Source organism: Bacillus sp. FG16 (assembly GCF_057809515.1).
Genome location: NZ_JBMDKC010000006.1, coordinates 36,037 through 62,156 on the forward strand (window position 1 = coordinate 36,037; position 26,120 = coordinate 62,156).

Consider the following 26,120-nt stretch of genomic DNA (forward strand, 5'->3'; position numbering starts at 1 on the left):
TCTGCTTTCTTTTCCTTTTTCTATACTTGAGCTGTTGATACCCGAGTTGTTCTCGTTATGTCCATATCAATTCCATATGTGAACTGTAATTCTTTACACACATCTTTAATTAAGATTGCGACATTATACTTTTCATTAAATTGTAAAACTATGTTTTCTACTTCTTCATATGTATACTTATATTCCCCTGTAATGACACTTTTTAGATCAAAGCATTCGTTAATACAAAGTTGTACAAGTAGCTGGTCATATTTCTCTATTACATCTTCTTTCTTCCAAAGTAACTCTTTTACATATAATCGATCAAACTTCACACTTTCTCGATTACAATCCGTTAAAATCCGGGTCATTTCGTTTAATTCTCGATATAATTCGGAAATATTTCTACTTAAACTAAGCAGTTTATCTACGCCGTTTTCATATAACATATTTATTCCACCCCCGCATTTTCTTTCCCTTATTATAGCAAGAAAATTCTAAAAATAGTTTCTTTCTTCTGAAATATTAGGAAACTAATTTCAATTGCATTACAATGAAACTAGTTAATGCGAGGGGAGAAAGAAAATTGGAGCACAAATTATATTACACTGACGCTTATAAGCAAGACTTTACTACTAAAATTATAAAGCAAGATTATGATAAAGACGGTAACTTATACGTTGTTTTGAATGAAACAGCATTTTATCCGACAGGTGGCGGACAACCATATGATACTGGTACATTAAATGATATCAATGTAATCAATGTAGAAGAGATAAACGGAGAAATTCGTCACTACATTGCAGAACAATTACATACAGAAGACGTAGAAGGTAAAATCAATTGGGAGCGCCGTTTTGATCATATGCAACAACATGCAGCTCAGCACATTTTATCTGCTGCTTTTTGGGACCATTTTAACATGCCTACAATTGGATTCCATCTTGGTAAAGAAACAGTAACAATTGATTTAGAAACAGAAAATCTTCATGCAGAAACGGTTGAAAAAGCAATACAAATTGCAAACAAAATTGTTTTTGAAAACCATCCAATCAGCATCCAGTGGATGGACTTAGAAGAAGCGAAAACGTTGCCCCTTCGTAAAGAACCGACTATGACAGAAAATATACGGGTTGTTATTATCGAAAACTTTGACTACAACGGCTGTGGTGGAACGCATCCGAAACGAACTGGTGAAGTTGGTCCTATTCAAGTACTAGGATGGGAGCGCAATAAAGGTGGTATACGCTTAACGTTTATCGCTGGTTGGCGTACACTTAAATTAATGGGACAACAGCAACAAATTATGAAAGATGTTTCTAAACAATTAAACAGTAGCGAAACTGATATTCCAGCAAAAGTGGCGCAACTGCTTACTTCTCAAAAAGAAAACGAAAAAGCAATACAAACAATGAATGAAAAATTATTATTTGCAGAGGCAAATGAACTACTTCTACAGCCTATAAAAATTCATGCTGACATACTTATTTCTAAAGTATTTACAAATCGTTCTATGCAAGAAATCGCAAAGCTTTCCGCTATTATTACAGAACAACAAGAGCATGCAATTACGTATTTCGTCATCGAAAATGATGACAAACTACAATGTATTCTCGCTTGCGGAAAATCAGTATCACTCGATATGAATGCTCTTTTAAAAGACGCTCTTCCTACAATCGAAGGAAAAGGTGGCGGAAATAAGAAGAGTGCTCGCGGTGGCGGGAAAGCAATTATGAGCGGAGATGAATTTTTAAATCAGCTTGTTTCTTCTTTACAGTCAGCAGTTTAAAACATGTTATGAAGGATAGCGAACGGCTATCCTTCCCCTATATTTACAGACCTATATTTTGTTTCAAACCTTGATAACTCCCTGCATTTACAAAACCTTCACTTATAAGATTGATAAAAGTTTCCGAAAAACCATAATGACTTAAATCTTTAATCGGCACCATTTGCACATCATGAATTGGATTATGATCAAACTCGTTAGAAGGTAGCATAATTTCACCTTCAATCCTTTTAAGCAAAAACGTTATATGTAATAAAGACGGGCGAGCATCTGGTTTATCACAAACATAGAGTAGCTTCTGAATGTTAACTTCTAACCCTGTCTCTTCTCTCATTTCTCGAATCATTGCTTCCTCTAACGTTTCGCCATTCTCTGCTCTTCCTCCAGGTAAAGACCAATTTCTATTAGCAACTCTTTACTTTACTAGCAATACTTTTTCATCTTCAATTAAAATTCCCGTAACTCGAACTTGCATTACATTTTCCATATATAATCTCCTTCCCTATTAAATTTACAAATTAATCCTTCCACAAAAAGAACATACGTTTTATAATTAAAGGAAATTATGGAAGAAAGAAGTTGTTATATTCATGCGTCCACCTTTAACTAAGTCTATATCACTTGAAGATTTCCAAAACTATTATTGGTTAAAAGCAGAACTGCAAACATTTTGTCGTGAACATGATTTTCCAGCTAGTGGCTCTAAGATCGAGATAACCGAGCGTATCTCACATTATTTAACTACTGGTAAAATATTAAAAAACAGCTCTGTTCAAAAGGTTACTAAAGCTTCCCTATCCTATAAAGACCTTTCTCTTCAAACGATTATTACTAAAAATCACCGCTGTAGCGAAGATGTTCGTGCTTTTTTCAAAGAAAAAATCGGAGCAAACTTCCGCTTTACAGTAGCTCTTCAAAAATTTTTCAAAGAGAATGTTGGAAAAACATATGAAGACGCGGTAGCTTTTTGGCATGAAGAAAACGAACGAAAAAAAGACCCTACATACAAAACAACTATCGGTGCACAATTTGAATACAATCGCTTTACTCGTGACTTTTTCGAAGATCCAAATAATAAAGGGAAAGCAAAAGCTGATGCGATTGCTGCTTGGAACGAAATGAAAGCGAAGCCTGGTAGTAATGTTTATATTCCTCAAAAAGTAGAAAACTAGTTACCTCGCTAGTCTTCTACTTTCTCAAATAATAGCGCAATCCCTATCCCACCTCCAATTCCTAATGTAGCAACTCCATATTTCATAGACTCTCTTTGCGCCTGATAAAACAAGCGTGTTACAAGCATAGATCCAGATGCACCGTACGGATGACCGAGCGCAATTGCACCACCATTTATATTTAATTTTTCGTAAGGAATTTGTAATTCATTTGCACAAGCTACAACTTTTGAAGCAAACGCTTCATTTATTTCAAAATAATCGATGTCCTCTACCTTTACATTCATTTCATTTAATAATTTATTCACCGCAAATATTGGACCCGTTCCCGGGAGATTAGGATCCACTCCAACCACAGCACTGTGAACGAAACGAAGAACAGGTTTATAACCTAATTTCCGAGCTTTCCCCTCTTCCATAACAAGAACGGCACATGCCCCATCATTTACACCACATGAATTACCTGCCGTTACTGTACCATTTTGTAAAAATGCGGGCTTTGTTCTTTTAATGATTCGTTCATAATTCATTTCTAGCTTTATAGATTCATCTAATAATCCATTAAAAGAAAATATTTCATCATGTATATATCTTTTTTCTAACGCTTGCAGTGTCCGCTTATAACTAAGACAAGCGTACTCGTCTTGCATTTCTCTCGTTATGTTATAACGCTCCACAACATATTCAGCCGCTACTCCCATGTCAGGATCACCAATTGTTTCAGGTGAAAATCGTGCTCTTTTTTGAAAAGGTGACGTACTTGTACTCTCTACTCCTCCTGCGATATAACAAGTACCTGCCCCGCCTTGAATGAAATGACATGCGGTGCGAATCGCTTCCAATCCAGCACCACATTGCCGATCAATCGTTACACCAGGAATATAATAGCCAAGTCCTGCCTCTAAAGCAGATAATCTTGCAACATTCCCTCCCGGTCCAACAACATTCCCTAATATAACATCGTCTATCTCTCTCTCAATTCCTTTACTTAAAAACGTAAGAAGCGGCGCTGCTAATTGCTGAACTTCATAATCTTTAAACATCCCATTCTTCTTACCAATGGGCGTCCTTTTCGCTTCTACAATAACCGCTCTATTCATATATCTTCTCCCGGTTTTCAATCATACTTTTTGCTTCCATACGAGCGATTTTCCCACTATTTGTATAAGGTATTCCATCTACAAAATGCCATTCTTTCGGTATTTTAAACGAAGATAATCGTTGTAAGCAAAAACTCTTTAATTGTTGCTTTGTAGCACTTCCTTTTACGATCGCGACGGGCTTTTCACCCCAGTAACTATCTTTCACACCAATTACAACTATTTCATCTACAGCTGGGTGTTCATGTAATACACTTTCTATTTCTTCTGGGAAAATATTAATTCCTCCAAATAAAATCATATTCTTCTCTCTACCAACAATATATATAAAGCCTTCTTCATCTTCATAGCCTACATCTCGCACTGTCATCCAGCCTTCTGCATTCAACTCCCGTGTTAAAACCCCATCTATTATGTATCCCATAAAAAACTGATCACTTTTCACATAAACAGTTCCTATTTCACCTTTTTGTACTTCTTCGCCTGCTTCATTACATATTCGAATTTGCACATTATGACAAGGTTTTCCTACTGAATTTGGCCTTCTTTCGCTTTCTTCATCGACTAGTGCTGTTACAAAACTTAACTCTGATGCACCATAAAATTCATATCTTTTCGCATAAGGAAATATATTCTTTATTTTTTCTTTCGCTTCAGCTTCCCATTTCGCTCCTGACGAAATAATTTTCACTTTATTTTCTATTAATCTACTTTCTTTATATAAAGATTCAAGCATTGTCGGAACTGTATACATAACTGATATATTTTCAGTTTCTAACTTATCTAGTACTTGATTTGGAATGAACTTTCTCATAATGTACACCGTTTGTCCTACATATAATGCACTTATTGCCCCGTATAAGAAAAGAGAATGAACGAGCGTCCCAGCTATTAAAATCGAATCCTCCCTTTTCATATGAAAGTCATGTACATTACAATCAAAACTATGAACCCACGATTGTTGTGCACGTAAAAATGCTTTTGCTGTTCCTGTTGATCCTGATGTAAATCCCATATAAAAAGGAGCATGTTGTACACTTTCTACAGTGGAATATGTAGGAAGATATTTCTCTATCATTCTTTTCCACTCATCAATTTCAATTACTCTTCCTTCTTCATCCAATAGATCATTCACCTTATATGGTTCTGTCACAATCATATCCGGATTACTAATTTCAATTCTTTCTCTGAGCTCATCTTGTTTCCACTTTATATCTAACGGAACACAAACCCACCCGGCCATAGCGGCACCAGAAAATAGTTGTAAAAACTCTATACGATTTTCTAATAGGATTGCTATCGTTTTATTCTTCGATTTTTTTTCATTTAACCAGCTTGCTACTTTACAAACTGATTCGAACCACTCTTTATATGTTAAAACTCTATCATTTTCCTTTATCGCTATTTTATTTGGTTGTAAAGAGGCATGCTTTTTATATTCTTTTGTAATCCCCATATGAGACGTCCTTTCTTTACAAAAATAATAAAAAGAAACACGCAATTAACGTGTTTCTTCCCTTTATCATCCCGCATTTGTATATTTTCCATTCTTTAAAGCGGGCGTAATAATATGTTTCAATGAACGATGTAATTTTGTTACGAGAACTGCCGCAATAATTGCTTTTATACAATCCCCTGGTAAAAACACAGCACTCACTTTCATTGTCTCCCATACAGAAACATCCATTAAGAACGCTTGTACAGTAATACCAAATACATAAACTACGAAAATACCACCAATTATATTAATACATAATACTTTTATAATAGAAACTTCACGTAAACGCTCAATTAAATAACCAATAACAAACGCCCCAATGATGTAACCAAGTAAATATCCTGCACTTGGTCCAACAAATACACCAAGGCCACCGCGTCCACCAGCAAGTAATGGTGCTCCAACTCCTACAATAAGTAAGAAAATAAGCTGACTTAACGCACCTAAACGTGATCCTAACAACCCACCCGCAAGCATAACACCGAGTGATTGCAATGTAATTGGAACTGGTGTAATAGAAAGAGCAATCGGAGGTATTAACCCTAACACTCCCATAATAGAACTAAATAAAGCGACGAAAACTAAATTTTTTGTATTCATATTTGCTTCTCCTATTTGTAAACTTAAAATTGTTTTTAGATAACATATCACAAAAATTATATTATCTTTCCACCCCTCTTTTGTCAACCTTTAATGTATTAGAGTTTACAAATAGAAGTTCACTTATTTCTCTCTATGCAAATGCTCCAGTTCTTTCCGAAGCGCCTGTTTTAAAAACTTCCCAACAGATGTTTTCGGTATTTCTTCCATAAAGACAATATCGTCTGGCAACCACCACTTCGCAAACTGTGGTTTTAAAAACTCATATATTTCTTCTTTTGTAACCGTACTATTTTTCTTTTGAACAACGCAGGCAATTGGTCGCTCTTGCCACTGAGGGTGAGGAACTGCAACGACAGCCGCTTCAAATATAGCATCATGTGCCATTAAAGCATTTTCAAGATCGACCGAAGAAATCCATTCTCCCCCGCTTTTAATAACATCCTTCGTACGGTCAACAATTTTCACGCAACCTTCCTCATCCACTGTGACAACATCACCAGTATATAACCATCCATCGCGAAAACCTTCGACAGTACGATCATCGTTATAATAGCTTTCAGCGATCCAAGGTGCTCGTAAACATAATTCTCCCATCTCAGTACCATCCCACTTCACTTCACCATTTGTACCGACTACTTTCATCTCGACACCAGGTACAAGATATCCTTGTTTGGAGCGAGTTTCTAGTTGCTCTTCATACGATAATTCCGTTTCATAACTTTTTAAACGTGCAAGTGTTACGAGTGGACTCGTTTCAGTCATACCATATGCATGTATGAACGGAACATTGTGTTTCTGTTCAAATGCTTTAATAACACTTTTCGGCGCGGCTGCACCACCACATAGTATTCTCGTCATACTAGATAAATCATAACTATTATTTTCTAACTCTTGTAATACACCGAGCCAAATTGTCGGCACACCAGCAGCTAACGTCACTTTTTCTGATTGAATCATCTCTAATAAAATTTTCGGAGTAAACATCGGTCCAGGAAGAACTTGTTTTGATCCAAACCAAGTAGCCGCAAAAGGAAGTCCCCAAGCGTTCACATGAAACATCGGGACGATTGCCATTGCTGCATCACTTTCCGATAAAGCAGCTGTATCAGCTAAACCGAGTGCCATACAGTGTAATACAGTACTACGATGCGTATATACAACACCTTTTGGATTTCCTGTAGTCGCTGACGTATAACACATACCAGCAGGTGTATTTTCATCAATATCTTTTACAAATTGGAAATTTGGATCGCCTTCTTCTAATAGCTTTTCATAATGATATACAGGCTTCAGCGCCGTATTTGGGAGTTCATCTTTATCAGTCATAATAATGTAAGCTTGTACAGTTGATAATTGTGATTGAATATTTTCAACAAGTGGTACGAGATCTTCATCTATAAGTAAAATTCGATCTTCTGCGTGCTGAATAATGTATGAAATATGTTGAGGAGATAAACGAATATTAATTGTGTGCAAAACAGAAGCAATACCTGGAATAGCAAAATACGCTTCCACATGCCGATGATGGTTCCACGCTAACGTTCCTACACGTTCACTTTCTTTAATTCCAAGCTTTTTCAACGCACTGGAAAGTCTTCTCGTTCTTTCCCCTAACTGCTTATACGTTAACGTTGTAACTGTATCATGTGTCCGTGAAACAATTTCTTTCTTCGAAAACAGTTTCTCTGCTCTTTCCATCATAGAACTAATTGTTAGCGGTACATTCATCATCATATTGGTTATGTCCCCCTTTAAAACGTTTTCATTTTTTCGTTTATTATAACAGACTTCTACAAATGATTACGACATTTTTCTGTATTTTCTGAATTATTTCTTTGGAAATAATTCAGAACGATAAAAAACATGTTTTGAATACATTGATTCGAAACATGTTTTTTATTTTTTATAAACTATCTACCTTTTTCCTTACTTTCTTTTTCAATTTAAAAATAAAACGATTACTGTATTCCTTATTTTCTACTAAAATCCGATACGTCTCTAACACTCCTAACACACGTACAAAAAGATAAACTCCGATAGCAATAAGTACAACACAATAAGGATAATACTGTACGAGTTCTCCTGAAGTAATTCGTTTTTTCTCAAATAAAAACGGTATCGCTCCTGCTGCAATAAAACAAAATCCAACGATCACTACTGCCGTATACTTCTTCTTAATAGTCGCATATCTTTTGGTCAATTCTTTTAGAAAGTTTTGATCAAATAGTAGTTCTTCCTTTTTCAATACATTGTATCGACTCTCTTCTATCGTTACAGATGCCATCATTGCTCCGATCCCAAGCACTGCAATGATAATGACAAGAAACGTAGACATTGTTGCATTTTCTTTAAATAATAAGTACGGTATTGTAGATAAAATAAGCAAGCTAAATCCTAATGCAATATATTTAGAAATTTTTTGTCCATACACTACATACCCTTCTGCCATTTCCTTACTTACATAATAACCATTTTCCTTTTCGTTACTTTGCTCAGCAGTTTCTTTTAATAAATAGTCAAGTGATACTTCAAATACATTTCCAATCATTATTAACTTTTCAGTTTCAGGAAAACCTTGACCGTTTTCCCATTTACTAACCGCTTGCCTTGTTGTATTTAATTTTTCAGCTAATGCTTCTTGAGAAAGGCCCTTTTCCTTTCTTAATTTAAAAAGCTTTTCACCAAATCCCATATGTGTGTCCCCCTTTGTTTTCTTACCTAAATTGTATGTAAACATTCCCCTTATCTCTATCTTCCCGCGGTTGCACTTTGTCAACTTACGGTTGCGAATGTGTTATATAGTGGTTTTGTATACGATTTAGCTATTATTCTTCTATGATTATGGCGTTAATAAACCACCCTCTCTCAATAACTAATTATAACAATTAAAGGTAAATATTGTTATAAAAAACAAAAAAACTCCTTTATTCATTTAAAAGAGTTTTAAATATGAAATATTCCAAGAGGAGCTGTTTTTTCTTCCTCCTACTGCCTCACAATTTCTTCTATATATTTTTATGTGTCATATAACGAACTATGTACAGTATATGTTTTCATCTCTTTATCTGAGGCATACTCATATATATGTAAAATATTACTCTTATTAACTTTTCTAATAAAACCACTACTCAATAATCATAACGGCTTCTGCTTAAACTTTTCATAATGTCGTACTTTTAATAGAAGAATATTCCCGCAATCTGTACAAATATAAGCATCCACCGGTGAAGATGTGAACATCGTTTCCTTTTTCCGTATTTGTGCATATCCGACAAACTCACCTTCTCCTATGTTTTGAGAACCACAATTAGAGCATGTCTGCACGGCTTTTTGTTTCATGAGAGCACCACCTTTAATCTGTTTCTACTCCCTTCGACAGTTCAATTCCATTTCCCTTCCAAAAAACTTCTTATTCTCTTACATTACAACAGGAATCTCAAAACAAAAATCGTATATGTACTATGAAAGATATTTATTAATGGAGGAATTTTATGACTACTGTTATGACACTCGATATAGCAACAGAAATTGAAAATGCAGAAATTGATATGCTCTCTTCTAGATTAGAGGGACTACAAGCAATAATCGGAAATCCAATGCAAGTGCAAATGAAAAAGTTCGGTAGTGCCACTGCCTTTTCATCAAAAATAATTGCCGGTCCTGCTTTTAATACGGTAAAAGGTATTACAAATGCAGATGCGATTGATGCAATCATTTCTTATTATGAATCACTACAAATCCCTTGTCGTTTTGAAATTACCCCAGCACAAGGTACACCTGAATTATTTCAATACTTATCTCAAAAAGGTTTTTACCAATCTAGCTTCCATACTGCTTTGTATAGTATACCGAGAGAGGATTCATCACTTCTTCCTTCTAATATTACAATACGAAAACTAAAAGAAAATGAATTTGATATTTTTGCAGACATATATGTACGTGGATTTAATATGCCATCCTTTACAAAAGATGCTGTTCGCCAAAATAACGAAATTCTTTACAATGAACCAGGATGGCATTTTTTCATAGCTGCAGTTCAAAATATCCCTGCTGGTATTGGTGTCCTGTATATAAATAAAGGTGTCGCATCATTAACTGCGTCTGCTACTTTGCCAGAATTTCAGCGTAAAGGCTGTCACACTGCATTAATTCAAAGACGAATTAAGACAGCTATTGAATCCAATTGTACTTTAATAGTTGGACAAGCAAGGTTCGGTAGCGGCAGTCAAAATAATATGGAACGTGCCCATATGAAAATCGCTTATACGAAATCGATATGGACTGCAAAAGACATATAATTTACTTTCTTTCTCCTTCCGTTACATTTTTAAACATTTTATGACAATTCCTTTTCTATCCCGTTAATCATTTGAATATTCAAACTAAATTTGTTACGCTATTACTAGATACATCATTCAACTTGCAATATGAAAAGAAAATTCTAATCAAACTACAAGGAGGAGAAATGTATGACTAAGCACGAACACGGTTTAAAAGAAAAAGTAGAAGGTGCCATTGATAAGGTAAAGGGCGAAGTAAAAGAAGTTGTCGGGAAAGTAACTGACAATAAGAAGTTACAAGCTGAAGGAAAATGGGATAAGGTGAAAGGCACCGCTAAAGATACAGTTGGTAATGTGAAAGAAAAAGTACATGAATATAAAGAACACAAGAAAGAAAAATAAAAAAAGAGCCCATCGGCTCTTTTTTTATTTTCCTTCATTCTTCTCTAGCACGTATAAATCTTCTTCGATATTCGTTAATTTCTCACTTACAAGCTTTCTTGCATCTCCAATTGCTTGATTGTATGCAAATGGTCCAACTAATTTAATCATTTCTTCTATTAAACGCTCTGCTTGGAAACGTCCAATTTCATCTAAATCTTCTTCCATGAAAAATTGCTGAATTTGCGCTACAAGCTCTTCTTTTTTATCATTTGGTATTTTTATATTCATCATCGCTGTTACTCCTCTATATTTAAGATAATATCTTCCTTAACTCTACCATAGAAAAACGATTACCAGGACAGCTTTTTGTAACTCCTTCTAACTCTCTATGACCTAGTATATTTTCTTTCTTTATAGCAAATTGCTTCATAAACATTTTGCATAAAGAATATAATGCATTCACTTGTGCAGGAGTGGGATCGTATTTATCGAAATTTCCCGTCATACATATTCCAATTGTATGACGGTTATGGTCTTTCGCGTGCGCTCCAATATGTAAACCTCGCCCTTCCACTACAGTTCCGTCCTTTTCGATAAAATAGTTGTAACCAATCCCGCTCCACCCTTTTACAGTTTGATGAAATTCATGCGTTTTATACACGTCCCATCCATCTTCAGCTGTATGGTGAATAATCAGTTTATTTACTTTTTCTAAAGGAACTAATTCATCTTGAAATGTTAGATTGACACATTTAATTTCCATTTGAACTGCCTCCTCTTAAAAATCAATCATAATAATCGTTTTATCATCTGGCCTTATTCTTTTTTCGCCTTCTAGCTCTTCAATGATTGCTACATATTCGTTTATACTATTCTTTCTTATATATGCAACGGTTTGTTCTAATGACCAATCTGGGTGAAATAACCCGTCTGAACAAATAAAAATTCCACTCACTTCATCTGTATGTAATTCACCATGTTGTAAATAATGTATCGCTTCTTTCATTCCATTTGCAACTGAATAACCATTTGGCATATTTGCAAGATAACGATTGTATTTTAACTGTTCTCGAACATCTTGAAAAACATATTCTTCTGGTACAGATAATCCTTTTTTACGATCTTCTTCCCTCTTCTTTTTTGCTCGTTTACTAATTCCTTCAACTGTGTCTTTCGTTAATACTTGCATCGTTCCATTTTGAAAAGTTACGACAATCATACAGTCCCCAAGCTGCGCATATTCAATTTTCTCACCAACTATTTGGACTGCCGCGATACATGTGCACCACAAATACTCTTTTTTTCTCGTGTCTACTTCATATTCTAACATTTTGCTTTGCAATGCTTCATTTGCTTTGGCAACTGCAAATTGTAAACTATGATTCTCTCGTAATGCAGTAAAATAACTTGCAAATAAATGCGAAGCGATGTATGCTCCATTATGTCCCTTTTCATCACGAAACGGGACAAGTGGTGTTGCACCGTCACATACACCATAAATCTTATTTTCTTTATTACAAAAATAAGAATCCTCACATTCTTGCTTCAACGGGCTTTTCTGTTGATATGTTTTTATCTTCACAACTGTATCCCCTTTCAAATGATAAAATACTCAAATTCTTTTGATTAATCTAATTTACCTAAATAAACTGTTTTCACCCAAAACTTTCAATATCATATATAATCTTGAAATAATATGAATTTTTCAGTGAAGGACGGGAAAGAAATGGTCAGATTCCTTGGTGTTATTATCGGTTCTATTATTATTGCGGTTGCCTTTAATCTTTTCCTTATCCCCCACAAAATTTTAAGTAGTGGAATTGGCGGAATTGCTATTATTTTAGGGATTGTAACCCCTGTAAACACAGGCATTATTAACTTTGTATTAAACTTACCTATCCTTATTTTAGGGTACATAGGTCTTGGAAAAAAAGTAATTTTTAACACAGTTGTCTCTGTAGTTGTATTATCTGTTGCATTATACTACGTTCCAGTAAAAGTCGTAGCAACAGATCCATTGTTATCTTCTATCTTCGGAGGTGTCATCGCCGGAGCTGGTATTGGTCTTGTTTTTAACTGTAATGGATCCACTGGTGGATTTGATATTATCGGTATGCTTTTATCCCGCAAGCGAGACATTAAACTTGGCGGATTCCTTATTGTTTTAAATACAGTCGTTGTAATAATCGCAGGATTCTTCTTCACTTGGGATGTTGCACTTACAAGCTTACTTTCAATTTATGTAACTGGTAAAGTAATTGATGCTGTTCATACAAAACATCGTAAAGTTACACTTATGATTGTAACAAATGAAGCAGAAAAAATGAAAAAACAGCTTCTTTCAACTGTTGTACGTGGAATAACGTTACTTGATGGCGAAGGCGCTTATTCAAGCGAGAAAAAGCGTGTACTTATGACAGTCGTTTCTCGTGAAGAATTAGCAAGTATGAAACTAACAATTTCTGAAATCGACCCGAATGCATTCGTTAATATTACAGAAACTGTAGAAGTGTTAGGACTTTTCAGAAGAAGTTAAAGACTAGGTGGGAATCCACCTAGTCTTTATTTTGCATAAATTCAATTCGGTTTCCAAATGGATCTGACACGTAAAATCGAATTACATCTGGTCGTGCATAATCATCAATCACTTTGACACCTTGCTCTATAAGCGTTTGCTTAAATTCATTAATTTCATTCACATAAAAAGCTGGATGAGCCTTTTTAGCTGGTGTAAAGTTCTGCTCGACACCAATATGGACTTCTTGATTTCCACACTTAAACCAACATCCACCTCGTTTTTTCAACTCTTCTGGCTTTGGAATTTCTTCCATACCAATTGTATTCCCATAAAAATCACGTGCCTCTTCTTCACACCCTACAGGTGCAGCTACTTGCACGTGATCAATCCCTCTAATATAACTTTTCATTTTCCATCCCCCCTCTACCCTTATGTTATAACAAAATCATTTCAATGTAACTTACAAAGAAATAATAAAACGATATAAGATTCTCTTATTACTGCATTTTATGTTTTTAGTAAAAAAAGAAAATAAATTCAATTCTGTAACTTCATTTTTTATAGAAATATGGGTTATACCTATATTATAGTTATGAATAGACAAATCTTTTTAGATGCTAGTTGTACGGAGGAAATATTATGAGTCGTAAAAAAATTTCATCAACTCAAAGAAAACGTCATCCGAGCATTTCTGGACGTTTGCGAAACCATATGCACGATCGTTCATTAACAGAAATGTACGCATCTCTGTTCGAACACAATCCTGATAGTATTATTTCACTCAATTTAGAGGGAACTATTTTACATATTAATCCTTCTGCTGAAAGAATACTTGGTTACACTTCTTTAGAATTAGAACGTAAAAACATTACCTCTATTTTAGAAGCTCATATTTCTGAGCAAGTATTACAATATATAAAAACTACTAAAGCGGACAATCAACAAGAGTATATCCTATCTATTTATCATAAAGGCGGCTATTTACTAGATGTCATAACAAAACTAGTTCCTATCTTTTCAAAAAATCGGTTAACCGGTGTATATGCAATAATGAAACCTCTTGAAAAATCAGAAAGAATTGAACAAAGATTAAAAGAAAGTGAGAAGAGATTACGTACATTAATGAATGCAATGCCTGCATTTGTTATATTTAAGGATCATGAAGGCCGTTGGCTTGAAGCAAATGACTACGCCCTTACATGTTTCAATTTCCACCATGTACCTTATCACGGAAAAAAGGACAATGAACTCATTCAATATAATGAAGCGTACCGAGAAGGTTTTTTACACTGTGAAAAAGTTGATGAACTCGCATGGCAACAAGGGCAAATTCTTCATGGAGAAGAATTTATTATACATAGGGATGATTCCGACCTAATCTTAAGCATATCAAAAGTCCCTCTTTATCATCCCGACGGTTCCCGTAAAGGTCTTATCGTGATGGGAAGAGATGTTACCGAGCTAAAAGAAACTGAAAAGTTATTAAGAAAATCAGAAAAGCTCGCGGTAGTCGGACAACTGACAGCTGGAATTGCCCATGAAATTCGAAATCCGCTCACTTCTCTAAAAGGCTTTTTAACATTACTACTCCCTGAAATAAATGAGGAAAATAAATGGTATGTCGATGTGATGTTAAGCGAAATTTCACAAATGGAATCTATCACGAGTCAATTTATGGCAATGTCTAAACCACAAGTATTGTCTATGCAAACTTGTAACATACAAACTTTAATTGAAGAGGTAGTCACATTTATTTTACCGACTGCTATTATGCATAGTGTTCATATCATTATGGATCACTTTGATTACAAACATGATATTCAATGTGATGGTAACCAATTAAAACAAGTTTTCATAAATATATTAAAAAATTCTATAGAAGCAATGCCAAATGGCGGAAATATTTTAATACAAACAAAACCAGTAGAAGATTCCTTTATCTTAATACGCATTATGGATGAAGGTTGCGGTATCCCAGAAAATCGTATCTCTCGTTTAGGTGAACCATTTTATAGTTTAAAAGAAAAAGGCACAGGACTAGGTTTAATGATATGTTACAAAATAATTGAAGAACATCATGGTAAATTACACATTTCAAGCGAATTAAATAAAGGTACTATCGTTGATATTCAGTTGCCACTTTCTTCATCTCATCTTGCAATCCAGTCTTAAATAAAAAAGAAGCATCTGCTAATCGTTAGCAGATGCTTCTTTTTTTAAAATGCTTTGTCATACCACTCTTTTGCTTTTTCTACTTCACCCATTGTTAATTGATGCCCTCGATTTTCCCAATGCATTGTTACATTTGCATTTGCATTTTCTAATAATACCTTCAATTCCTCTGACTCTGCTGATGAACAAATTGGGTCATTTGTCCCAGCAGCAATAAACACAGATTTCCCTGCTAAATTTGCTAATTGCATTCCTCTTCTAGGTACCATTGGGTGATGAAGCACAGCACCTTTTAATGCATTCTCGTAATGGAATAATAAGCTTGCTGCGATATTTGCTCCATTCGAATAACCGATAGCTACAATGTTGTTTCTATCAAATTCATATTCTTTAGCCGCTTCATCTAAAAATTCATTTAATTCCTTCGTACGGAAAATTAAATCCTCTTCATCAAAAATGCCCTCTGCTAATCGGCGGAAGAAACGCGGCATCCCATTCTCTAACACATTTCCCCTAACGCTTAATACCGCCGATTCCGGATCAATTATTTCTGCAAGTGGTAGTAAATCTAATTCATTACCACCTGTGCCATGAAGTAATAACAACACTGGTTTTGACGTATCTTTTCCTTTTTGAAAAACATGTTTCATCATAATCCTTTTCCCCTCTCAATCACTTTAATCTAAATTTCTCACTTCAAATGGTAAAAGCGTTTGTTCAATCTGTTTTCTATGTTGTTCATATTGTTCCGGTAACTTTAATTCCTCACCCATCGTCTCTAACGATTCATCATGAGCGAAACCAGGAGGATCTGTTGCAATTTCAAATAAGATTTCACCATGTTCTCTAAAATAAATCGCGTTAAAATAATTTCGGTCTTGTACAGGAGTTACGTGATATCCAAAACGAGACACATGCTCTTTCCAGTCTAGTTGATCTGCGTCGTCACTCGCTCTCCAAGCAATATGATGAACTGTGCCAACACCCATTTGGCCACGACCAATTGTTGATAATTTCAAATCAATAATATTTCCAATGTCAGCAGAAGAACGGAATCGAACAAATTCACCCTCTTCTCCAATTTTCTCAAGACCCATAATATGTTCTAACAATTCAGCTGTTTTTTGAGGCTGTGCAGATAAAAGAACAGCACCTCCAAACCCTTTAATTGCTACTTCTGGTGTAACTTCTCCAAAACTCCAATTATTTAATTCGCCTTCTTCTCTTTCAACTAATTCTATATGCAAACCATGCGAATCATCAAATTCTAAATACTGCTCTCCAAAACGAGTCATTTTTGTATACGAAACATCGAATTTTTCTAGTCTATTTTCCCAAAACTCCATTGCACCTTTTGGTACAACGTAAGACGTAATTCCTACTTGACCGTCGCCAATAATACCTTGACGAGCACCTGCCCATGGGAAAAACGTAATAATTGTTCCGGGCTTCCCTCCTTCATTTCCAAAATAAAGATGGTACGTACCTGGATCATCAAAATTCACTGTTTGTTTCACTAAACGTAACCCTAATACACCAGCATAAAAATCTACATTCTCTTGTGGATGCCCTACAATCGCTGTAATGTGATGGATTCCTATTGTTTTCTTTTCCATTTCTTCCACTCCTTTTTTATTTCATTATAAAAATTCTTTTACATTTAAATTCATTATTCATTTTGTCCATGCTACAAAGTAAAATCCGTCATTATAATTTTATCTCGAATTCGAGATATCGATTATAAAATTACGTATTAGTGTCTAACCTATAGAAATCATCTCGAATTCGAGATAATCTACAAAAAAATATTTGTTCAATCTATAATTATAATAAACCTTGATTTAGAATGTTATTTATCTCGAACTCAAGATTTATTATAAGTTACTTATTTTTTATTGTCAATAAGTCCTTACTTTCATTTTACATGTAAAAAGAGTAAACGCTATTCATCGTTTACTCTTTTTGCAAATCATTTCATTTCTTCTTCCAGTACTGCTTCCATCTCATTAAATTCACGATGAACTGCCTTAACGGGTTCTTTCGTTAATAAACTTACAACGATAACAGTTAATAAACTACAGAAGAATCCAGGTACCATTTCATACATAATTGCTTTTAAACTTGGAATTTGTACCCATGCTATAACAACTACTGCACCAACAATCATACCTGCAAGAACGCCCCATTTATTCGTCCTTTTCCAATATAAACTTAATAAAATGGCTGGTCCGAATGCTGAACCAAATCCAGCCCAAGCATAACCTACAAGTGTTAAAATTGTATCACTTGGATGATACGCTAAAACAACTGCGATCATAGCTACTACTAATACTGACAATCTACCGATAAATACAAGTTCTTTGTCACTTGCGTTACGACGGAAAAATGTTTTATAGAAGTCTTCCGTTACTGCACTTGAAATAACAAGTAATTGTGAGGAAATACTACTCATAATCGAAGCCAAAATAGCTGATAATAAAAATCCTGTAATGTACGGATGGAATAAAATATTTGAGAATGTTACAAAGACCATTTCTGGGTCTTGTAATGTCGCATTATTTTTAGCATAATAAGCGATACCAATTAGACCAGTAAGCATTGCACCTATAATTGAAATCGTCATCCAACCGATACCGATTCTACGAGAAGTCTTTAAATCTTTAATAGAGGTGATTGCCATAAAACGGACAATAATATGCGGTTGACCAAAATACCCAAGTCCCCATGCTAAAAATGAAATAATGCCAAGTATTGTGGTCCCTTTAAACATATCTAAATGCGATGCATCGACTTGTTTAATCGTATTAAATGTTTCTGTTACACCACCTACATCCGTAAAAGCAACAATTGGCACTAGTACAAGCGCAATAAACATAATACAACCTTGTACAAAGTCCGTCCAGCTTACGGCTAGAAAGCCACCGAATAGTGTATACGCAACAACGACACCCACTGTTACAAATAAACCAATTTTATAATCCAGGTTGAAAGAATTTTCAAACAAACGTCCACCTGAAACTAAACCAGCCGACGCATAAAATGTGAAAAATACTAAAATGACGATAGCGGAGACAAAACGAAGTATTTTCGTACGATCTTTAAACCGATTCTCGAAAAAGTCTGGAATCGTAATTGAATCATTTGCCACTTCTGTATACGTTCGTAAACGTGGGGCAATGATTAAATAGTTTGCATAAGCACCTATTAATAAACCTATCGCAATCCATACACTTGATAATCCTGTTGCATACATCGCACCAGGTAATCCCATTAGCATCCAACCACTCATGTCAGAAGCACCAGCTGATAAAGCTGTAACTGCTGGACCGAGTCCCCTTCCACCTAACATATAATCTGATAAATCGGATGTCTTCTTATAAGACCAATATCCGATATACAACATACCTGCCATATAAATAGCAAGCGAAACCATAATTTCAATCTTCACCAAATCTCTCCCTTATTCCATAAGCCATTCAAAATTTCGAAAAATGACTTTTTCTATTTTCTTGTTTTCGCTTATGGTTCCCTACCTTAACAAACATTTTTTGTTCTTTCAAGTGAACGAGCACTTTTTACTACATGTGAAAACCTTTATAAACGCCTTTATCCCAGTGGATTACAATGATTTTTCAAGAAATTAAAGTAATAATATTCAGAAGATTAAACAGTGTTTTTTCACACCTTATTTTCATTCGTTTACCCGATAAATTTTAAAAGAAAAAGCCATACAAATGTATGACTTTTAGCTTATTGACGTCTCAATTTTCGCTTTCTCTACATATACTTTACGAAATTTCATATAGCATCCAATACGCCAAGGTACTATATAACAAACCGCAAGAGTATAGAAAAGAATGCCGATTGACTTTGGATCTAAACCTTGTAAATGTCTTCTAAAATAAGCACGTAAAAGAACGATAACTAAAAATGTAGCAATAAAAGCGATACTTTTTTTTGCATAAATTTGACCATCTTCTCTGACTTCATACCCACTTAAAATAATAAGTGGAATTGACAATAACAGTCCGATCCCAGCAGCTATACCAATTTGCCAATCAGCAAGTTGTATCGGTGCAGCATATAAAGAAAAACCTGGTAATAAGAAAAATAATGGCAATAGTAGTCGTCTTCCTTTATTATTAATTGGTCGATTCATAGAGCGCATGCGTCTAAATATAACGAGCCCTATGACGAGTAAAAAAATTGTAATACTGTAAGAACCTTGCTGCAAGTGAATCTCTCCCTAAAAATAGTCATTTTTAAAATACTTCCCTATTATACTCCTAATTTTTCCAAAAATATGATTATTCCTTTAAAAAATCTTACATATCAAATATACTTTTAGGTTTGATTTACTATAGGAAACAATTCCGAAAGAGGAACTACTCTCCCCACCTCATCTTTAAACACAATATGCTCTCTCGTTAAATGGCGCGGGCTCTTCACTCCGGCTGCCGCTGCTAATGAAAATAAACTATATCTCATACTAATAATATAATTCATGACTCGCCACTTCTTCTCATACGGATCTAACGCTTTTTGATAATGCGGATTCGTCGTAGCTACACCAGATGGACATTGGCCAGAATTACATTGAAGAGCCATAATACAGCCGCTTGCCATCATAAATCCGCGGGCTGAACTTACAGCATCCGCTCCAATCGCTAAAGCGATCGCCACTTTATCTGGTGTGATTAATTTACCCGATGCAAATACTTTAAACTTGTTACGCACACCATAATAATTTGCTGTATCGATAAATGTAAGTAATGCTGGAATAAGTGGCAGTCCCATACAATCTGCCATCGATTTATACGTTGCCCCTGATCCGCCTTCTGAACCGTCTATTGTAATAAAATCTGGGTAAATGTTTAGTTCTTTCATTGTTTTTATTAAATCTTCCAAAGGCTCCTGCTGACCAATTACAATTTTCATTCCAACTGGTTTACCGCCGCTTTCTTGCAACTGTTGAATAAAATAAAGTGTATCCGCTGCATTCTTTAAAAATGAAAATCGATTCGGTGAATTAATCGTCTCTCCCTTTCTGACGTTGCGAACAGAAGCAATTTTCTCATTTACTTTTTGTCCCTCTAGATGACCACCACGTATTTTAGCACCTTGCCCAAATTTCAATTCGAATGCTCTAATATTACTTTCTTTCGCTTTCTCCATGAATTTTCCCATTGAAAAATTACCGTCCTCATCACGGTATCCAAATAACCCTGGACCAATTTGCGCAACGATATTCGCTCCTGTATGTAAATGTTCTGGAATAACGCCACCTTCACCAGTATTAATCCACGATCCGCCTGCCATTTTTGCTCCAAAACCACTCGCTAAAATATAATTTTCTCCAATCGCGCCGTAAGAAGTCGCAGATGCACCAAACATGCCATGTAGCTTCCACGGATATTTACGGTTCTCACCGACTATAATTGCATCTTCTTCTTCATACAGCCAAAGATTCGTTGTATCCGCTGTCAATTTTTCTCTTCTTGAAAATAACCCTTCTTTATGAATCACGTACTTTTTACCTTCCCGCTCTTGCGTGAGATTCACACTTAATTCCTCAGTTAATATTGGAAATAATGTATTAGCAATATAATAGCCAGAAGATTCAAAATCTCGTTTTGATCCAAAACCAAGTATTTCAGAGCGATATTTCGCTAAAAACATAACACTTTGAAAATCATAACGTGAGAAAGGCTTTCCATCCGTATCATGATCAAACCAATATTGTCGAAATTCAGGCCCTATCTTTTCCAGTAAGTAGCGCATTCTTCCTAAGTACGGATGTAACTTTAAAATAGAATGATGTGTTCGTTTTTTTATAAAAAATGTAATGATAAAAAAGACGATTAAAAGCAACATTAAAAATAGTAATATACTAATAATAACGAGTAGCGTTTCACTCATCCCGCTTCCCCCTATGAAATCCCATAATAAAAGGAGAACACTCGATGTGCTCTCCTTTTATCTTTATTCATACTAACGTAGCAAGATGCTCTTTCGCGTCATATTCAACTAAACTTTCAGCATGTTTAATTCGATGAACAAAGGCTGGATTAGCAATTAACGGTCTGCCAAATGCCACTACATCAATCGTTCCTTCTTGCAACGCTTCTTCGGCCTCTTTCGGATTTAAATTACCAACCCCTACAATCGTACCATCCCAATATTTTCTTACTAGTTGATGAAAATTCTTTCCGTCAGCAATCTCTTGCGTATAGTTCATCGTTGAAGGATGTATCATCGTTAATCCAACTTCTTTGAACATATTTACGAACGTTTCAATTGCAAGCTCAGGGTTTTCCCACATATAAGCAGGATTATCACCTTTGAAAGCAGAGAAACGAAGAAGTGTTTTATTAGCTCCAACAGCTTCTATTACAGCCGCCGTTACTTCTTTCATAAACGTTAACCTTTGTTTTAAATTACCGCCATATTTATCTGTTCGCTTATTCGCAAACTCATACGTAAATTGATCGATTAAATATCCGTGTGCACCGTGAATTTCTACTCCATCAAATCCAGCTTCGATCGCATTTTTCGCAGCTTGTGCGTATTGACCGATCACTTCTTGTATTTCTTCTAACGTCATTGCTTCTGGCGTATCAAACGGTTTACGAAAACGTGGAACATTTCCCTCTGCAGCGATAGCAGATGGTGCTTGCGGCATTTGACCACCAATTATTTCATGATGACTCATACGCCCAACATGCCATATTTGAGCAATAATCGTCCCGCCTTCTTTATGTACTGCCTCTGTAACAGGTTTCCAAGAATTGATTTGTTCTTGTGTATAAATACCTGGTACTCCTGGGTTCCCTTTTGCTCTCGGACTAATGACAATTCCTTCTGTAATAATTAGTCCAATTCCATCCGCAGCACGTTTTCTGTAGTATTCCACTACATCAGCGCCAACTACTCCAGTCTCATTATCTGCAAAGCATCTTGTCATCGGTGCCATTGCTATACGATTACGAAGAGACCAAGCTCCAATTTGAATTGGATCAAACAACTTTGTTTCTTCAACGTTTTCAAAAGATCCACCAGCGTTTACATTTGTTCCTTCATAAATACTCGCTGCTTTATTACTTGAACTTGTCATCTTTTTTCCCCCTAAAAAATCTTACTATAATCGCATCATACTTACTTTTAGATAGTAACGTCAATTTTTACGACTTTACAATAAAACATTCGAATATCAAAAAAATAAAATACTATAAATAATATTAAAAAGGTTTCCTTAGAAGGAAACCTTTTTTGTTGAACATATATGGCTGTCAATTCATTTATCTCTTTAATATAAAAAATACCTTATCAATAGAAGTGAATATGGTTCAGTATTCTTCTAAAAATAATAACTTATATACCTAAAACAATGAAAGCCCTACCTCTCTTTCATCCTTACGGCTCCTCGTCCGTGCCAGTGTGAATCAGGATTGCAAAAATCAAGTAACTATTTTATCGAAGTATTCAATTAAACTTCGAACATTCATAAATGAAATTTAAAAATAAAAATGGATTTGATTGTAGTAATAACAATAGAGGTAATGCTCTAAAAGTGGTGTGAAAGAGTTGAATGTCTTTGAAATGATAAATTTTCTATAATTATGTTCCCAAAAAATTCAAGATCTTTTTTGGGATATAATACATTATTTGTAATGAACCTTAACAAAAGCTTTTTATCTGATTTTCTGTGATACCTTCAATTAATCCCAGTTCACTAATCAAAAATTCATATGCGTTATCTAACATCTTCTTTTCGCTTGCATTAAGTGCTTTTTCTTTCTGTATACGCATTAAATCACGCACAACTTCAGCACCTTCTTGCATTTTACCCGTCTTTATTTTATCAGTGTTCAATTTATACCTTTGTTTCCACGTAAGTAATCTATCTGATTCCCCATGTTGAAAAATATGCATTATGTGTGCTAATGCGGTTATATCCGTAACTGGTCGTATATTCGAATTCAATATTCTCCCTGCTGGAATCATTAGTTCCATATTACTAGCCGACATTTTTATAACATAATACTGTTGTTTTTCTCCTGAGACTTCCTTCTCTTCTATGGCTTTAATTATACCTGCTCCCTGCATTGGATAAACAATGTTATCGCCAATTTGAAACAAATAATCCACCTCCATATATGGTAACCTTCTCAAGCTTAACATACTTTTAGTTTTTTAGCAAAATTTTTATTTTATCATAAAATTATTTTACACGTCAATACTTCAGAAGCAAGAAATTAAATTTACATAATACACTATAAAAACCTGCAATTTTATTAACGGTTCCACAAACATCCATTCTCTTTTAACATAAAAACACATCACTACATTTGAGTAGTAATGTGTTTTTGATAAGGCATAGATAAAGATCTACTTTTCCGTCTATATACTAACCTGCTTACTAACTATTTCCCTCGCTAAAAGAAAACTCATAATCACTTGCGCTGCTACTCTACTCGTCATATCCCTGAAATCAAGAGTTGGATCAATCTCTACTATATCCATCCCTTGAACGAGCGGTTCTTTACCAAGGAATTCAATCGCATCTAGTAAAGTCGTACTATCCATTCCACCAGGCCCAATTGCTGGACAACCTGGTGCAAACGCTTGGTCTAGTACATCCATATCAAGAGAAATATAAATAGAAGTCACACCTTGTTTTCTTAATACTTCAATACTTTCCGTGATAATATCTTTTATTTCTCGCTCTCGTACGTCTTTCATTGTATACACTGTTACGCCATGCTCTATTGCATATTCATGGTACGCACGTGCGTTAGAAAAATTACGAATTCCAATTTGAACAAGTTGTTTTCCTGTAATGACATCATTTTCTAGTAAACTACGGAATGGTGTACCATTTGACGGGCCTCCATCATCTAAATTACGTAAATCATGATGAGCATCAAATTGAATAATCCCGACCTTTCCTTTACTGTTTGCAAAGCCTGTTATACTCGGAAAACTAATCGAGTGGTCACCACCAAGAACGATTGGTATCATGTTCGGATTTACTTTCGTTACATGACCAACTGTTTTCGCAATTCGGTTATGACTTTCTTTTATATCCGTCACATGCATCGTAATATCGCCGCAATCATATAAGACACTTTCTTTCATATCGTGTTCTTCTGTAATTGCATATGTGCTGTATGCATCTAACATCGCACGAATTGTTTTTGGAGCAAAACTTGCTCCTGAATGACTAATAGATGGTTTAGAAAGGGGTGCTCCAATTAAGGCAGCACCGAATATTTCTACGCCTTCCTCCCAATCTTTAATCATCTCACTCCATTTTGTCACTTCACGATCAATAAACTTTGCATTTTTCTTTAAATAGTGGCCGTGCTCCACGATTGTTCACCTCTTGTATATGCAATATTACCATTCTTCCATACTGTATTTACATGGCTTACACCGTAATGGTACGGTACGTAAGCATAATTGTAAGCATCCCATAAAACTAAATCTGCCTTACGACCAACTCTAATTTTCCCAGCTACATCACCACGGTTAATGGCATATGATGAGTTAACCGTTACGGCATTCCACACTTCTTCTGGTGTCATTTTCAGTTTTAGCATCGCAATGCTCATAATAAGCTGAATATTTTCAGTTGGACAGCTACCTGGGTTAAAGTCTGTAGCTAACGCAACTGCAACACCTTCATCAATCATTTTACGACCACGAGCAAAGCTTTCTTTATTTAAATAGAAAGTTGTTCCTGGTAATAACGTTGCTACTGTATTCGAATTTGCAAGCATTTCAATCCCTTTATCAGAAGCGCCAACTAAATGGTCCGCTGATGCTGCACCAATTTCTGCCGCTGCTTCCGCACCACCAAGAGGGTCGATTTCATCTGCATGAATTTTCACATCAAAGCCAAGCTCTTTCGCTTTTAATAAAAACTCTTTTGACTCTTCGACAGAGAACACACCTGTTTCACAGAAAATATCAACGAACTCCGCTAATTGCTTCTCTTTCATTTCTGGTAGTAGGTCTAACATCCATTGTAAAAATTCTTTCGATCTACCTTTATATTCTTTCGGAACTGCATGAGCACCTAAAAATGTGGAAACTAAATCAATCGGATGCTCTTTTTGTAATTGTGCAGTTGCCTCTAATTGTTTCCATTCCGTCTCATCATCTAATCCGTAACCGCTCTTCGCTTCTACAGTAGTAACTCCGAAAGATAGCATACGGTCTAAATGGAATTTCGCTTTTTGAACAAGCTCTTCCTTCGACGCCTGTTTCGTTGCATTTACAGTCGAAAGAATGCCTCCGCCTTGTTCTAAAATTTCTAAGTACGGAACTCCTTGTAATTTTAGTGCGATTTCATTTTCGCGAGATCCACCAAATACAAGATGAGTATGCGGGTCGACAAGACCAGGAGAAACCATTTTTCCGCCGCAATCAATAACTTCTTTCGCCTGAAGTCCTTTCGCTTCTTCCGCTGTTCCAACGAAAGTGATTACATCATTTTCAATTCCAACCACACCGTTTTCGATAACAGGAAGCGTGTTCATCGCTTCCCGTCTTAACAAGCCATCTTCTTGATCCATTGTTAGTAATTGACCGATATTTATTAGTAAAGTGTCCAGCATGTT

At 35.3% G+C, this 26,120-nt stretch carries 26 protein-coding genes and 1 pseudogene; 6 read left to right on the plus strand and 21 right to left on the minus strand.

The genetic code is table 11. The annotated features are described in order from the left end of the window. Positions 1-20 precede the first annotated feature (20 nt). Positions 21-428, minus strand: coding sequence for a hypothetical protein (locus ACODS7_RS03985; RefSeq protein WP_000965149.1), 408 nt, complete (start codon positions 426-428; stop codon positions 21-23). A 137-nt stretch (positions 429-565) separates the two neighbouring features. On the opposite strand from ACODS7_RS03985, the gene ACODS7_RS03990 reads away from it, so the two are divergent. Next, positions 566-1,768: a serine-tRNA(Ala) deacylase AlaX gene (locus tag ACODS7_RS03990; protein WP_029443036.1), complete on the plus strand. Its 1,203-nt coding sequence runs from the start codon at positions 566-568 to the stop codon at positions 1,766-1,768. A gap of 43 nt (positions 1,769-1,811) precedes the next feature. Here the strand turns inward: ACODS7_RS03990 and ACODS7_RS03995 are convergent. Beyond that, positions 1,812-2,255 (minus strand): annotated as a pseudogene (locus ACODS7_RS03995) (NUDIX hydrolase). Positions 2,256-2,358: 103 nt separating this feature from the next. On the opposite strand from ACODS7_RS03995, the gene ACODS7_RS04000 reads away from it, so the two are divergent. Next, a complete protein-coding gene (locus tag ACODS7_RS04000) occupies positions 2,359-2,940 on the plus strand; it encodes a DUF6434 domain-containing protein (RefSeq protein WP_029443037.1) in 582 nt (193 codons plus the stop codon). Between the two features lie 8 nt (positions 2,941-2,948). Here the strand turns inward: ACODS7_RS04000 and ACODS7_RS04005 are convergent, their stop codons facing one another. From ACODS7_RS04005 to ACODS7_RS04030, 6 genes are all read right to left on the minus strand, one after another. Beyond that, a complete protein-coding gene (locus ACODS7_RS04005) occupies positions 2,949-4,040 on the minus strand; it encodes an acetyl-CoA C-acyltransferase (protein WP_029443038.1) in 1,092 nt (363 codons plus the stop codon). Then, a complete protein-coding gene (locus tag ACODS7_RS04010) occupies positions 4,033-5,496 on the minus strand; it encodes an acyl-CoA synthetase (RefSeq protein ID WP_029443039.1) in 1,464 nt (487 codons plus the stop codon). Before ACODS7_RS04010 ends, ACODS7_RS04005 begins: the two co-directional genes overlap by 8 nt. 66 nt (positions 5,497-5,562) lie before the next feature. Continuing rightward, positions 5,563-6,138, minus strand: a complete 576-nt coding sequence (locus tag ACODS7_RS04015; RefSeq protein ID WP_001093334.1) for a biotin transporter BioY — start codon at positions 6,136-6,138, stop codon at positions 5,563-5,565. Between the two features lie 123 nt (positions 6,139-6,261). Next, positions 6,262-7,875: a long-chain fatty acid--CoA ligase gene (locus tag ACODS7_RS04020; RefSeq protein ID WP_029443040.1), complete on the minus strand. Its 1,614-nt coding sequence runs from the start codon at positions 7,873-7,875 to the stop codon at positions 6,262-6,264. A 169-nt stretch (positions 7,876-8,044) separates the two neighbouring features. Further along, positions 8,045-8,833, minus strand: a complete 789-nt coding sequence (locus tag ACODS7_RS04025; RefSeq protein ID WP_029443041.1) for a helix-turn-helix domain-containing protein — start codon at positions 8,831-8,833, stop codon at positions 8,045-8,047. A gap of 443 nt (positions 8,834-9,276) precedes the next feature. Beyond that, positions 9,277-9,480, minus strand: a complete 204-nt coding sequence (locus tag ACODS7_RS04030) for a hypothetical protein (RefSeq protein WP_000810192.1) — start codon at positions 9,478-9,480, stop codon at positions 9,277-9,279. Positions 9,481-9,632: 152 nt separating this feature from the next. On the opposite strand from ACODS7_RS04030, the gene ACODS7_RS04035 reads away from it, so the two are divergent. Both ACODS7_RS04035 and ACODS7_RS04040 read left to right on the plus strand, forming a co-directional pair. Beyond that, positions 9,633-10,439 carry a GNAT family N-acetyltransferase gene (locus ACODS7_RS04035; protein ID WP_029443042.1) on the plus strand — a complete coding sequence of 269 codons (807 nt, stop codon included), beginning with the start codon at positions 9,633-9,635 and terminating at the stop codon, positions 10,437-10,439. Between the two features lie 171 nt (positions 10,440-10,610). Next, entirely contained in the window at positions 10,611-10,823 is a 213-nt protein-coding gene (locus ACODS7_RS04040) for a CsbD family protein (RefSeq protein ID WP_000160425.1), read from the plus strand. Between the two features lie 24 nt (positions 10,824-10,847). On the opposite strand, the gene ACODS7_RS04045 is transcribed toward ACODS7_RS04040, so the two are convergent. The 3 genes from ACODS7_RS04045 to ACODS7_RS04055 are packed head-to-tail and all read right to left on the minus strand — an operon-like array spanning position 10,848 to position 12,405. Further along, complete coding sequence (locus ACODS7_RS04045) at positions 10,848-11,096, minus strand: DUF2164 domain-containing protein (RefSeq protein ID WP_000981064.1); 249 nt, start codon at positions 11,094-11,096, stop codon at positions 10,848-10,850. A gap of 19 nt (positions 11,097-11,115) precedes the next feature. Next, positions 11,116-11,568 (minus strand): peptidoglycan recognition protein family protein, encoded by a 453-nt coding sequence (locus tag ACODS7_RS04050; RefSeq protein WP_029443046.1) that lies wholly within the window; start codon positions 11,566-11,568, stop codon positions 11,116-11,118. A 15-nt stretch (positions 11,569-11,583) separates the two neighbouring features. Further along, a complete protein-coding gene (locus tag ACODS7_RS04055) occupies positions 11,584-12,405 on the minus strand; it encodes a protein phosphatase 2C domain-containing protein (protein ID WP_029443047.1) in 822 nt (273 codons plus the stop codon). A 126-nt stretch (positions 12,406-12,531) separates the two neighbouring features. On the opposite strand from ACODS7_RS04055, the gene ACODS7_RS04060 reads away from it, so the two are divergent. Next, the gene (locus ACODS7_RS04060) at positions 12,532-13,341 is read left to right on the plus strand and encodes a YitT family protein (RefSeq protein WP_000251348.1); all 810 of its coding nucleotides are present in this window, start codon (positions 12,532-12,534) and stop codon (positions 13,339-13,341) included. A gap of 19 nt (positions 13,342-13,360) precedes the next feature. Here ACODS7_RS04060 and ACODS7_RS04065 read toward each other — a convergent pair whose 3' ends face one another. Beyond that, the gene (locus ACODS7_RS04065; RefSeq protein ID WP_016080646.1) at positions 13,361-13,732 is read right to left on the minus strand and encodes a VOC family protein; all 372 of its coding nucleotides are present in this window, start codon (positions 13,730-13,732) and stop codon (positions 13,361-13,363) included. 230 nt (positions 13,733-13,962) lie between these two features. Between ACODS7_RS04065 and ACODS7_RS04070 the strand changes: the two genes are divergently transcribed. Next, a complete protein-coding gene (locus tag ACODS7_RS04070) occupies positions 13,963-15,495 on the plus strand; it encodes a BA3702 family sensor histidine kinase (RefSeq protein ID WP_043936437.1) in 1,533 nt (510 codons plus the stop codon). A gap of 44 nt (positions 15,496-15,539) precedes the next feature. Here ACODS7_RS04070 and ACODS7_RS04075 read toward each other — a convergent pair whose 3' ends face one another. From ACODS7_RS04075 to hutI, 9 genes are all read right to left on the minus strand, one after another. After that, a complete protein-coding gene (locus ACODS7_RS04075) occupies positions 15,540-16,148 on the minus strand; it encodes an alpha/beta hydrolase (protein WP_043315358.1) in 609 nt (202 codons plus the stop codon). Between the two features lie 24 nt (positions 16,149-16,172). Further along, positions 16,173-17,111 carry a ring-cleaving dioxygenase gene (locus ACODS7_RS04080; RefSeq protein ID WP_243168269.1) on the minus strand — a complete coding sequence of 313 codons (939 nt, stop codon included), beginning with the start codon at positions 17,109-17,111 and terminating at the stop codon, positions 16,173-16,175. A gap of 353 nt (positions 17,112-17,464) precedes the next feature. Beyond that, a complete protein-coding gene (gene putP / locus ACODS7_RS04085; protein WP_243168268.1) occupies positions 17,465-18,943 on the minus strand; it encodes a sodium/proline symporter PutP in 1,479 nt (492 codons plus the stop codon). A gap of 297 nt (positions 18,944-19,240) precedes the next feature. Then, the gene (locus tag ACODS7_RS04090) at positions 19,241-19,729 is read right to left on the minus strand and encodes a cytochrome c biogenesis protein CcdC (protein WP_043936438.1); all 489 of its coding nucleotides are present in this window, start codon (positions 19,727-19,729) and stop codon (positions 19,241-19,243) included. Positions 19,730-19,839: 110 nt separating this feature from the next. Then, complete coding sequence (locus ACODS7_RS04095; protein ID WP_043936439.1) at positions 19,840-21,414, minus strand: FMN-binding glutamate synthase family protein; 1,575 nt, start codon at positions 21,412-21,414, stop codon at positions 19,840-19,842. A 67-nt stretch (positions 21,415-21,481) separates the two neighbouring features. Next, on the minus strand, positions 21,482-22,609 hold the full coding sequence (locus ACODS7_RS04100) for an alkene reductase (RefSeq protein WP_029443053.1): 1,128 nt from the start codon (positions 22,607-22,609) through the stop codon (positions 21,482-21,484). 563 nt (positions 22,610-23,172) lie between these two features. Continuing rightward, positions 23,173-23,634 carry a CarD family transcriptional regulator gene (locus ACODS7_RS04105; protein WP_172452095.1) on the minus strand — a complete coding sequence of 154 codons (462 nt, stop codon included), beginning with the start codon at positions 23,632-23,634 and terminating at the stop codon, positions 23,173-23,175. Positions 23,635-23,895: 261 nt separating this feature from the next. Continuing rightward, a complete protein-coding gene (gene hutG, locus ACODS7_RS04110; RefSeq protein ID WP_016080638.1) occupies positions 23,896-24,867 on the minus strand; it encodes a formimidoylglutamase in 972 nt (323 codons plus the stop codon). Next, on the minus strand, positions 24,846-26,117 hold the full coding sequence (gene hutI, locus ACODS7_RS04115; protein ID WP_000887549.1) for an imidazolonepropionase: 1,272 nt from the start codon (positions 26,115-26,117) through the stop codon (positions 24,846-24,848). The genes hutG and hutI overlap by 22 nt, the downstream gene beginning before the upstream one ends. Positions 26,118-26,120: the final 3 nt, after the last annotated feature.

What these genes read in the sequence shown, in the direction of transcription:
- ACODS7_RS03985 (WP_000965149.1), bottom strand. Translation starts at nt 428, where the DNA reads ATGTTATATGAAAACGGCGTAGATAAACTGCTTAGTTTAAGTAGAAAT.
- ACODS7_RS04000 (WP_029443037.1), top strand. Translation starts at nt 2,359, where the DNA reads ATGCGTCCACCTTTAACTAAGTCTATATCACTTGAAGATTTCCAAAAC.
- ACODS7_RS04005 (WP_029443038.1), bottom strand. Translation starts at nt 4,040, where the DNA reads ATGAATAGAGCGGTTATTGTAGAAGCGAAAAGGACGCCCATTGGTAAG.
- ACODS7_RS04010 (WP_029443039.1), bottom strand. Translation starts at nt 5,496, where the DNA reads ATGGGGATTACAAAAGAATATAAAAAGCATGCCTCTTTACAACCAAAT.
- ACODS7_RS04015 (WP_001093334.1), bottom strand. Translation starts at nt 6,138, where the DNA reads ATGAATACAAAAAATTTAGTTTTCGTCGCTTTATTTAGTTCTATTATG.
- ACODS7_RS04020 (WP_029443040.1), bottom strand. Translation starts at nt 7,875, where the DNA reads ATGATGATGAATGTACCGCTAACAATTAGTTCTATGATGGAAAGAGCA.
- ACODS7_RS04025 (WP_029443041.1), bottom strand. Translation starts at nt 8,833, where the DNA reads ATGGGATTTGGTGAAAAGCTTTTTAAATTAAGAAAGGAAAAGGGCCTT.
- ACODS7_RS04030 (WP_000810192.1), bottom strand. Translation starts at nt 9,480, where the DNA reads ATGAAACAAAAAGCCGTGCAGACATGCTCTAATTGTGGTTCTCAAAAC.
- ACODS7_RS04035 (WP_029443042.1), top strand. Translation starts at nt 9,633, where the DNA reads ATGACTACTGTTATGACACTCGATATAGCAACAGAAATTGAAAATGCA.
- ACODS7_RS04040 (WP_000160425.1), top strand. Translation starts at nt 10,611, where the DNA reads ATGACTAAGCACGAACACGGTTTAAAAGAAAAAGTAGAAGGTGCCATT.
- ACODS7_RS04045 (WP_000981064.1), bottom strand. Translation starts at nt 11,096, where the DNA reads ATGATGAATATAAAAATACCAAATGATAAAAAAGAAGAGCTTGTAGCG.
- ACODS7_RS04050 (WP_029443046.1), bottom strand. Translation starts at nt 11,568, where the DNA reads ATGGAAATTAAATGTGTCAATCTAACATTTCAAGATGAATTAGTTCCT.
- ACODS7_RS04060 (WP_000251348.1), top strand. Translation starts at nt 12,532, where the DNA reads ATGGTCAGATTCCTTGGTGTTATTATCGGTTCTATTATTATTGCGGTT.
- ACODS7_RS04065 (WP_016080646.1), bottom strand. Translation starts at nt 13,732, where the DNA reads ATGAAAAGTTATATTAGAGGGATTGATCACGTGCAAGTAGCTGCACCT.
- ACODS7_RS04070 (WP_043936437.1), top strand. Translation starts at nt 13,963, where the DNA reads ATGAGTCGTAAAAAAATTTCATCAACTCAAAGAAAACGTCATCCGAGC.
- ACODS7_RS04075 (WP_043315358.1), bottom strand. Translation starts at nt 16,148, where the DNA reads ATGATGAAACATGTTTTTCAAAAAGGAAAAGATACGTCAAAACCAGTG.
- ACODS7_RS04080 (WP_243168269.1), bottom strand. Translation starts at nt 17,111, where the DNA reads ATGGAAAAGAAAACAATAGGAATCCATCACATTACAGCGATTGTAGGG.
- ACODS7_RS04095 (WP_043936439.1), bottom strand. Translation starts at nt 21,414, where the DNA reads ATGAGTGAAACGCTACTCGTTATTATTAGTATATTACTATTTTTAATG.
- ACODS7_RS04100 (WP_029443053.1), bottom strand. Translation starts at nt 22,609, where the DNA reads ATGACAAGTTCAAGTAATAAAGCAGCGAGTATTTATGAAGGAACAAAT.
- hutI (WP_000887549.1), bottom strand. Translation starts at nt 26,117, where the DNA reads ATGCTGGACACTTTACTAATAAATATCGGTCAATTACTAACAATGGAT.